This window comes from Hymenobacter sp. M1-2 (genome assembly GCF_057808495.1).
The window spans coordinates 187,103-195,673 of sequence record NZ_JBTYZO010000012.1 but is presented as its reverse complement, the minus strand read 5'-3'; the positions used below and the strand labels follow the sequence as shown (position 1 = coordinate 195,673).

General features: G+C 57.2%; 9 protein-coding genes. 4 read left to right on the top strand and 5 right to left on the bottom strand.

The window, feature by feature from the left end:
* Together ACYSMN_RS13560 and ACYSMN_RS13555 are read left to right on the top strand one after the other, a co-directional pair.
* Positions 1–1,511, top strand: a 1,511-nt coding sequence (locus ACYSMN_RS13560) for a PA14 domain-containing protein (protein WP_488924430.1), incomplete at its 5' end; no start/stop codon positions are given.
* A 130-nt stretch (positions 1,512–1,641) separates the two neighbouring features.
* Complete coding sequence (locus ACYSMN_RS13555) at positions 1,642–2,880, top strand: metallophosphoesterase (protein ID WP_488924429.1); 1,239 nt, start codon at positions 1,642–1,644, stop codon at positions 2,878–2,880.
* Positions 2,881–3,016: 136 nt separating this feature from the next.
* Here the strand turns inward: ACYSMN_RS13555 and ACYSMN_RS13550 are convergent, their stop codons facing one another.
* Together ACYSMN_RS13550 and ACYSMN_RS13545 are read right to left on the bottom strand one after the other, a co-directional pair.
* A complete protein-coding gene (locus tag ACYSMN_RS13550) occupies positions 3,017–3,937 on the bottom strand; it encodes a diacylglycerol/lipid kinase family protein (RefSeq protein ID WP_488924428.1) in 921 nt (306 codons plus the stop codon).
* 105 nt (positions 3,938–4,042) lie between these two features.
* A complete protein-coding gene (locus ACYSMN_RS13545; protein ID WP_488924427.1) occupies positions 4,043–4,852 on the bottom strand; it encodes a M48 family metalloprotease in 810 nt (269 codons plus the stop codon).
* 193 nt (positions 4,853–5,045) lie between these two features.
* Here ACYSMN_RS13545 and ACYSMN_RS13540 point away from each other — a divergent pair, with 193 nt between their 5' ends.
* Positions 5,046–5,240, top strand: a complete 195-nt coding sequence (locus ACYSMN_RS13540; protein ID WP_488924426.1) for a hypothetical protein — start codon at positions 5,046–5,048, stop codon at positions 5,238–5,240.
* 120 nt (positions 5,241–5,360) lie between these two features.
* On the opposite strand, the gene ACYSMN_RS13535 is transcribed toward ACYSMN_RS13540, so the two are convergent.
* The gene (locus ACYSMN_RS13535; protein WP_488924425.1) at positions 5,361–6,158 is read right to left on the bottom strand and encodes a murein L,D-transpeptidase catalytic domain family protein; all 798 of its coding nucleotides are present in this window, start codon (positions 6,156–6,158) and stop codon (positions 5,361–5,363) included.
* A 142-nt stretch (positions 6,159–6,300) separates the two neighbouring features.
* Here ACYSMN_RS13535 and ACYSMN_RS13530 point away from each other — a divergent pair, with 142 nt between their 5' ends.
* Positions 6,301–6,699 (top strand): hypothetical protein, encoded by a 399-nt coding sequence (locus ACYSMN_RS13530; protein WP_488924424.1) that lies wholly within the window; start codon positions 6,301–6,303, stop codon positions 6,697–6,699.
* 171 nt (positions 6,700–6,870) lie between these two features.
* Here the strand turns inward: ACYSMN_RS13530 and ACYSMN_RS13525 are convergent, their stop codons facing one another.
* Complete coding sequence (locus ACYSMN_RS13525) at positions 6,871–7,275, bottom strand: hypothetical protein (RefSeq protein WP_488924423.1); 405 nt, start codon at positions 7,273–7,275, stop codon at positions 6,871–6,873.
* Positions 7,276–7,538: 263 nt separating this feature from the next.
* Positions 7,539–8,009, bottom strand: a complete 471-nt coding sequence (locus tag ACYSMN_RS13520; protein WP_488924422.1) for a DUF4199 family protein — start codon at positions 8,007–8,009, stop codon at positions 7,539–7,541.
* Positions 8,010–8,571 lie beyond the last annotated feature (562 nt).

The following is an 8,571-nucleotide window of genomic DNA, read 5'->3' as shown; positions in this document are numbered from 1 at the left end:
TTCAGGCCGCCATCAACTCCGGCGCCACCACCGTGTACTTCCCGAGCGGCGGCTTTTTCCGCATTGATGGTACGGTGGAACTGAGAGGCAATCTGCGCCGCCTCATGGGCAACGACGCTACTGCCCACGGTGTGGGCGGCTTCAAGCTGGTGGAAGGTGGTACCGCCGACGCGCCAGTAGTCGTCGTTGAACGCCTGCACAAAATCATCAACGCCGCCTATGCCCACCCCACCATTGAGCACGCCGCCAACGCACGCACGCTAGTACTGAACTCCACCAACGACTTCAAGGTGCAGGGCAACAGCCGCGGCGACTTATTCCTGAACGACTTCGTCGGGCAACTCTACCCCAACACGGCCGGGCAAAGTATCTGGGCCCGCCAGTTCAACACCGAGTACTATACCGTGCACAACCGCGGCGCCAACCTGTGGATTCTGGGCATGAAGGGCGAAGGAGACATGACGTTGATTCATACCTATCCCGGCGGCAAAACCGAGGCCTTCTGCCCCACGCCCTACCCCTCGACGAACAGGCCCAATGGGCCCATGTTCATCAACGACAACGCCGACGTAAGCCTGATTGGGCTGAACGAGATCAACTTCAACGGCCAGCCCTACGACGTGTGGGTGCGCGAAATCCGCAACGGCCAAACCCGTGAACTGGCGCGCGGCGACGTCATTGGCCGCCCGGCTACCTCGCCTCGCCCCAACTACGATAACATCGCGTACTACACCAGCGACACAAGAACAGTGGGTGAATCTGGGACGGGCACCGGCTTGCGGGGCGAATACTTTGCCGACCGAACCTTTACCGACCGCAAGATCAGCCGCATCGACCGGCAAGTGAATTTTATTTGGAGCGACGGCCTCGGCAACGATGCCGTAGGCGGCGACGGATCCCCTGGTTCGGGCATTGGCCGAGATAACTTTGTTGTGCGTTGGACAGGGCAGGTCCAGCCTCGCTACTCTGGCACCTATACGTTCACCACCGTCTCCGACGATGGCGTGCGCCTGTGGGTCAATGGGCAACAGATTATCAACGAGTGGCGGGGCACGGCCCTTACTTCCTTTTCGGGGCAAATAACGCTCACTGCGGGGCAGAAATACGACATCAAGCTAGAATACTTGGAGGAAGTTGGATACGCCGCCGTGCAGTTATATTGGTCTAGCAGTCAACAGCTTCGAGAAATCATCCCGGCCTGCCAGCTCTATCCTCCTGGCATCGTTGCCGCCAGTCAAGTTGCCACCGCCCAGAACCAGCCACCAGTGGTATATCCCAACCCCTTGCCTGATGGCGTAGCTACGCTCCGCTACGAGCTATTGCAAGAAAAGCCGGTGAGTTGGGCTCTGCACGACCTGCAGGGCCGCGTCGTGCAGGTATCGGCCACTGCCAAGCAGCCGGCCGGCGTGCACGAGCAAGCGCTAGATTGCAGCCACCTAGCCACCGGTGTGTACCTGCTACATCTGACCATAGGCACCCAGACTTCTCACCTCAAGCTGAGTTTGCGCTAACTGCCAATAGCCTTGGAGCAGCGCACACTGTGCTAAAGGGTGAAAGTCCTGGCTCTACAGTAAGGCTGCGGAACGCCGAGCCCCTGTTTGTGCGTATAGGGTAGTTGACTTCCTCTTTTTCACGCTGCCCGTGCCTGCTACCGTCTCCTTCTTGTTGTATGTATTCGCGGCCGGGGCGGCGCTGCTTACGGCGTGGCTGCTGCTGCGCTACCGGCAGGAGCGGGGCTACCGGCGCCGGCCCTACGTGGCCCCGGCCTACCACAACTGGCCCCAGCAGCAACCCGACCCAGCCATCGCACCCCTGCACCGCGTCGCGCTGCTCGGCGATCCGGGCGCCGTAGCCACCGATAAGCCCGACTCCATCTTGCAACTGCTGGCCGGTTGGCAGCAAGAAACGGGCGCGGCGGGCACCATCATCATCCTCGGCGACAACGTGTACCCGACGGGCCTGCCTGCCCCCGAACACCTCGGCCGCCCCGCCGCCGAAAAGCGCCTCAACGCCCTACTCGATGCCCTGCGACCTTTTCCGGGTCGCGTGGTACTGCTCAGCGGCAACCACGACTGGAATAAGGGCCGTCCCGATGGTTACGAGTACGTGCTGCGCCAGGAAGCCTACGTGGCTGAGCATCTGCCCACGGCGCAGTACCTGCCTGCTGGCGGTACGCCCGGCCCCGTGACCATGCAACTAGCGGAAGGTTTGCTACTCATCGTGCTGAATACGCAATGGTGGGTGCAGCAAGGTTCGCGCCCCGCCGCCGACCCCAAAGAGCCGTTCCGGCAGCTCCAGCAGATTCTTGCCGCCAACCGACACCAACGCATTGTGGTGGCGGGCCATCATCCGCTGTACTCTAATGCCTTGCACGGTGGCAAGTTCACGGCCAAACAGCACGTTTTTCCGCTTACTACCGTGCACAAACGGGCGTATGTGCCGCTGCCCTTCGTCGGCTCGCTGCTGCCGCTCTACCGCAAGGTGGTGGGCGCGGCCGAAGACATGGCCCACCCTCGCTACCGCAAGATGCGCCGCCGCCTGCTACGCGTGCTGCACCAGCATCCTAACATCGTTTACGCCGCCGGCCACGACCATAATCTCCAATATTTTCAGCAGCAGGGCGGGCACTATCTCGTGAGCGGAGCGGGCAGCAAAACGGCCTTTGTGCAGAAAGGCGGCCGCGCCACATTCGTGCACGAGCACAAAGGCTTCTTCAGCCTGGACTTCTACGCCAACGGCGAAATCTGGCTCCGCACGCTGGAGCCCGACGCAGACGGCGGGTCAAAACCGGAGCCGTTTCGGCTGCGTCTTTACCCTAGTGCCGCAGCTACCTCGCCATTCATGGAAGCGCCAAAATTGCAAGTAGCACCGCTAGGCTAGGCGGGTGGCCACAATAGAGAGCCAGCAGAAGACTCAATCGACAAAGCGTGTCTGAAGTCGTACTCCGGCGCGCAATACGCGCATCTGTTGCCCAAATGGGACTTCAAGTCACTAAGTCGCCGACATAACGCCAGAACTAGTCTAACCGATCACCTACCGGAGCTAACACCCGTAGGCTGTGCGGGTTAATTTCCACTGCAATGGGAGTGGTTAGGTGCTGCGGCTCACCGTCAATCTGCACTAACACTTCTTGCTCACCGGGCACTGTGATCTGGGCGCGGCGGCACCTAAATCGGCGCGTGTAGTCCGACATGTCGAAGGCGGAGGTGTAGAGGCGGTAGAGAATACCCGGCGCTGCCGCACCGGGAAAGGGCTCAATCAAACAGATTTCGAACTCTCCATCGTCCAAGCGGCTGTCGGGGTTGATGATGACGTTGCTGCCAAACGTGCTGGCATTGGCGATGGTGAGCATAAAGGCCGGACCCTCCCAAACTTCCGAGTCGGTTTCGATGCGGTAAGTAGCTGGCTCGTAGCCCAGGTACTCCTGCGTGGCAATGCGCACGTAAGCACCCGGTCCGCGCGTGTCGCCCTGGCAAAACCGCTCTACTACCAACGCATTGAATCCTAAGTCGGCGAGGTGCGCTGAAAAATGCCCGCCAACGCGCAGCGTATCCATTACGCGCACCTCGTGTTCCCAGATCAAGCGCAAGGCTTCCTGGGTGTCCTGTGGAATACCGAGGTCTTTTGATAATCCGTTGCCGGAGCCTAGCGGCAGAATTCCTAGGGGAATGGGGAAATCAAGCAGCGCTTCGGCTACCAAACTCGCCGTACCATCTCCCCCGGCCGCGAAAACGGCGTCGTAGGAATGTTGCAGAAGGTGCTCACGCAGATGCCGTAGGTCGTCGGTGCCGGTAGTGTGGTGGAAGTGGGCTAGGCGGCCCCGCTCCGTGCAGTACGTGGCAATGGTGCTTTCCAATTCGGCTTTGTCAATGTCGCCGGAAATGGGGTTTAGCACAAACAGCAAACGGCGGAGCGGTGCTGTTTCGGGAGTGGCCATACGGAGAAAGAAAATAGGTGATTAGCGCCCCAAGATACAGTTTCTCTAAGCCAACGAAGCCGACTTACCAGCCGGCTTCGTTGTTTTTTGATTACGTTATTGAAGCTACGGTTTCAGCCCGGCTGGTACGCCCTGCGGGTACTCCGCGGCAATGGCCCGCTCCAACTCGCCAATTCGGTTGCCGGGGTTGGGGTGGGTGCTCAAGAACTCCGGCTGGCTCCCGCCCCCGCCGTTCTGTTCCAGAATCTGCATCACCTGAATCATGGAACGGGGGTCGTAGCCGGCCTGAGCGGTATAGTCCACCGCCAGCCGGTCCGATTCCAGTTCGTCTTGCCGACCGTAGCGCAGGGTCAGGAGCTTACCTACCATAGCGGCAGCGGCAGCTCCGGCGGCCGTACCGGGCCGGTCGGGGTCGTACATGCCAATGGCAGCGGCCCCGCTGAGCCCTTGCGTGAGTTGCGACTTGGCAATCTGCTCGGCGGAGTGGCGGCCCACTACGTGCCCCACTTCGTGCGCCAGCACCCCGGCCACCTGTCCCTCGCTACGCAGATGTTTCAGCAGCCCGGCCGTAATGAATACCTGGCCCCCGGGTAGAGCAAAAGCATTAATGGTGTTTTCGTCGGCCAGTAAGTGAAACTGAAATTTGTAGGGACTTTGCCCAGCCTTAGTGCTATTGATGATTTGCTGGCCTATCTGCTCTACGCGGGCGCCGGCCTGCCGGTCGGGGTGCAACCCGCCGTACTGCTGGGCCATTTCCGGCGCAGCCTGTAAGCCTAGCGCTATTTCCTGCTCGGCCGTCATGTTCACGTGTTGCACTTCACCGGTTACTTCGTTTACGGAGCGTCTACAGTAGTACGTTACCAGCGAAACGCCCGCCATTAGCAGGGCAATGATATATCGGAGGTTTCCTCTCATGACTAGGTGGTTGAAAAAGGGAGCAGGGAAGGGAGATTAAAAAGCCGCTTTAATGGCTTCAGGGGGTTGTAACGCGCCCTGAACAGTAGGGTTGCCGCAGCGGCTACACACCCAAACTCAGCGCTTCCCCGTATCAATCCCAACTCAGCCTTTATGGCCTCTCTCCTATTTCTCCACCTCATCACCTCTTGCCATGAACCAGAAACGCACGTTCGGCTCCTTGCTCACTCTGCTGGGCATCATCGGTATTATTTTCGGCGCCATAGGCTTTCTTCAAATCGGGGGCTTAGGCTTAAGCAAGCTTAATTCGCTCGTGCCCTTCGCCGTCGGCCTCATCTTCTTTTTTGCCGGAATCAATCTGGTGAAAACCACCAGCGACCGAGCCTAACGCTTGTTAATACCAGCAAAAAGCCCCATCTGCACTAGCAGGTGGGGCTTTTTGTATCACGCTTATGGTTGATTCTCGATGCAGCGCGGTGGCTTAAGATTCAGGCAGGCTACGTCTGCGTTAACTCTTCTGCAGTCCATGCCATTGCGCGAAGGCCGTAAGGGCAGGGTCTAGTTGCAGCCACGCAGACGTAAAGGACACGCTAGTTGGGCCGTGGGCATACAGCACGGTGCCATTTTTGATAGCGCGAATAATCTGCGGACTCTGGGCCGCGGGCAGCGCCGGGCAGCCTTGGCTGCGGCCCAACCGGCCATGCTGCCGCACAAAAGACTCGCTCACGTAGTCGGCGGCGTGCACCACCACGGCCCGGCTGGCGGCGTTGGTGTTGTAGCGCGCATCTTGTCCGTGCAGTTTCAACGAAAGGCCGTGCTTGCCCTGGTAGGTCTGGCCCGTGACGTAGAAACCGAGGCTACTCATTTCGGAGCCTTCGGCGTTGGAAAAGTTGCGGGCCACATTTTCGCCCGTATTCTTGCCGTGGGCTACCAGCGTGTGAAACAGCACTTTCTGCTCCCGCAAGTCTATTACCCACAGCCGCTTCTGGCTGCTAGGCAAAGCATAATCGATGATGGTGAGCGTCTGCCGGCCTCCCGCGGCCAAGCCCCGCTGCTGAAGGCTGTAATACCCTAAGAGCGCCTCCCGGTATACCACCGGCGACACGCCGTACGTCGTGAGTCGGGCTGTGGTGTAGCTGGTTAGCACGTACTGGTCGAAGGCGGCTTGGTAATAGGTTCGGAGCGCCGGGTTGTCAATAACCGTCGAAGGGCTTGTTACCACGGGGCGAGAGCCGGCCACACCTGAGGACGTGAACAGGCTGGCAATGATTAGAAGAAAGGCTAGGGCAGTCGGTGCGAAGGTCATCGGCTGAGTAGGCGAAGCGGAAGGAAAACGCTGGCGGCGAGTCAGGGCAAAAGTCCCGGTTTACAAAAATAGTATTTTAGCGCCGCCAAATCTGCTAGGCCCAACTACTTTGTACTGCCGGCCGGTTCCCTCTTTCGCACCTATGTTGCTTCGTCGATTCATTTTTCTGTTGCTCCCCATATTGTTGTTAGCTGGCTGCGGCTCGTCTGCTCCCGAACTGCCCGGCTTCGATTCTGCCGCCTGGCGCCGCGATGCTTACGCTTGTCAAGGAACGCGCCAAAGTCAGTTGAAAGCCCTTCTGAAGGCCAAAGAACAGTTATACGGGGTGCGTACGGCCGCTATTGAAGGAGTACTCGGCCAGCCCGACGAGGAAGAGCTTGCCGAACAAACAGAAAAAATCTACCTCTATTACTTGGAGTCCGGCCCCCAGTGCTTACCCGACCATCAACGTTCCGCCGCTAATAAGCTCAGCATCCGTTTCAGTCCGCTAGGCACTGTCAAAGAGGTCCTCATTGATCGTCCCGTGAATACCGGAATGTGACGTTTTAAATGTAGAGCTGAGAACAAGTACATCATATACCATGACGTTAGTAGCGAATGCCATGAGGCTCAACGCTATACCTGCTTGCACCTGCCTTCCATACCTGAGTAAAAAAAGAGCATCTCCTGTTAGGAGATGCTCTTTTTGTTGAAGCTATTTCGCTTCTGTAGCCTATCCTAAGCCGCCTTCTTGTGGTTCGGCCTTGGTAGGTACTGCATCACGCTGTTGTTCGGCGTGAAATAAGCTGAGCTGCGAGGGCGTCAGGATACGACTGCACTCGGCTTCGTACTGCGCTTCCAATTCGCCAACCTTGGCATGGTGCTCGGCTTCATTGTCCTTGTATCGCCAGCTGATTTCGTCCAGGCGAGCCAGTTTGGCTTCGTTAGCAACCCGGAGGCGAATGTATTGGGCTTCGTTTAGGTGCAGGGCGTTGCACATCTGCCGGGTGAGTTCATCTACCTGAGTCGCGGACGGACCGTTGAAGCCTGGCAGTTCGGAATGCCGATCATGCCTCTGCGCAGTAGCACAACCAGCAAAAGTGACAAGCATCAAAAAAGTAAAAATTACAGATTTCATTGATGGAAAAGGAAGGAAAGCAATGAGGAGCAACAACGACTTGGCAAACCAGCGGTGGGCTGACACGGTGCTGGTGGAGCACATAATCTAACCGCTATGTTTAATGCAAATATATGTTATCAAAGTAACAACATCAATTTTTCAAGGCATTTTTTAGCTCCATTGTTGAGACAACTCTCCTCATACCAGGAAAGTGCCAGTCTGACCATAAAAAAGCCGATTCCTTATGAAAGGAATCGGCTTCTGAAAACAAGCAAAACAGTTTATTCAATACCTTCTACCGGCTTGTGGTCGGGGCTCTTGAAATATTGCATGGCTACCAACGTGATGATGGCTCCTACCATAGCGCCTTGCAGCAGGATAGCGAGGAAGGCAATAGTGACCGACATATCGAAGCCGAACAGGTCACGGGCGTGGATCTGGTCCATGACGTCGGGACGCAGCAGCGTGAAGCCAATGAAGAAGAATCCGAATACCAACGACGAGATGGCTGCCGTCATGACGCCGGTGCCAAAGCCTTGCAGATAAGGCATTCGGTCTTGTTTAACGCGCTTGTAGTGCGCAATAGCCAGGCATACGCCAACCGCCATGATGGCAAAATTTAGAAAGCTGAACTCGATATGAGCCGTGAGGCCGAGTAGAGTTGCTACTATAAAGTACACCATCATGCCAAGGGCCGTGAAAAGACCGTAGCGAATGCCGTTGGTTTCAGGAGTGATGCGTTGGTCAGACATAGGAACGAGCAGTTTAAAGGTGGGAAACAAGCACGCCACGCGACAAAATGGTGCTACGCGCTGCTTATCCTTACCATACGAGAGATAGTTCTTTTTTGGCTAATGAGCAGATTATAAATCGTGGGCTGTCACCGGCCCTGCGGCACTATACAACGCTATTTCCAGCCTCGCGCCAGCTTATGCTTGGGACTCTTGAAGCACTACGTGGCTACGCAGCCAAGGAAGGCCACGAAGGTGTCGCAAAGAGTAAATCTTCTCTACGAATAGAGATAGAGATGCGAGCGGCTCACGTAGCGGATAAGTAAGCGTGCGAGTGAAGCGCCCGGAACCATAGTCCCGGGCCGGGACGTTGCCAAACAGTGAGCCAAATGGCAGGTTATATTTCCGGTTTCGCACCGCAATCTGAAGACCAACACGGTGGGGAAGTCTTTTTGAGTGCTCTAGCGCAGTTATTGCTTCAACAAATAGCCACCAGCCGGACCCGTCTCGCGGGTATTTTTTGTCTAATTTTGCGTATTCGTTGCCTACCCGACAGCCCCGCGCTGCTCCTTTCGCAATTCGT

Coding starts and splice junctions, on each gene's coding strand:
- ACYSMN_RS13525 (WP_488924423.1), bottom strand. CDS start 7,275: ATGAAATCTGTAATTTTTACTTTTTTGATGCTTGTCACTTTTGCTGGT.
- ACYSMN_RS13550 (WP_488924428.1), bottom strand. CDS start 3,937: ATGGCCACTCCCGAAACAGCACCGCTCCGCCGTTTGCTGTTTGTGCTA.
- ACYSMN_RS13545 (WP_488924427.1), bottom strand. CDS start 4,852: ATGAGAGGAAACCTCCGATATATCATTGCCCTGCTAATGGCGGGCGTT.
- ACYSMN_RS13520 (WP_488924422.1), bottom strand. CDS start 8,009: ATGTCTGACCAACGCATCACTCCTGAAACCAACGGCATTCGCTACGGT.
- ACYSMN_RS13535 (WP_488924425.1), bottom strand. CDS start 6,158: ATGACCTTCGCACCGACTGCCCTAGCCTTTCTTCTAATCATTGCCAGC.
- ACYSMN_RS13540 (WP_488924426.1), top strand. CDS start 5,046: ATGAACCAGAAACGCACGTTCGGCTCCTTGCTCACTCTGCTGGGCATC.
- ACYSMN_RS13530 (WP_488924424.1), top strand. CDS start 6,301: ATGTTGCTTCGTCGATTCATTTTTCTGTTGCTCCCCATATTGTTGTTA.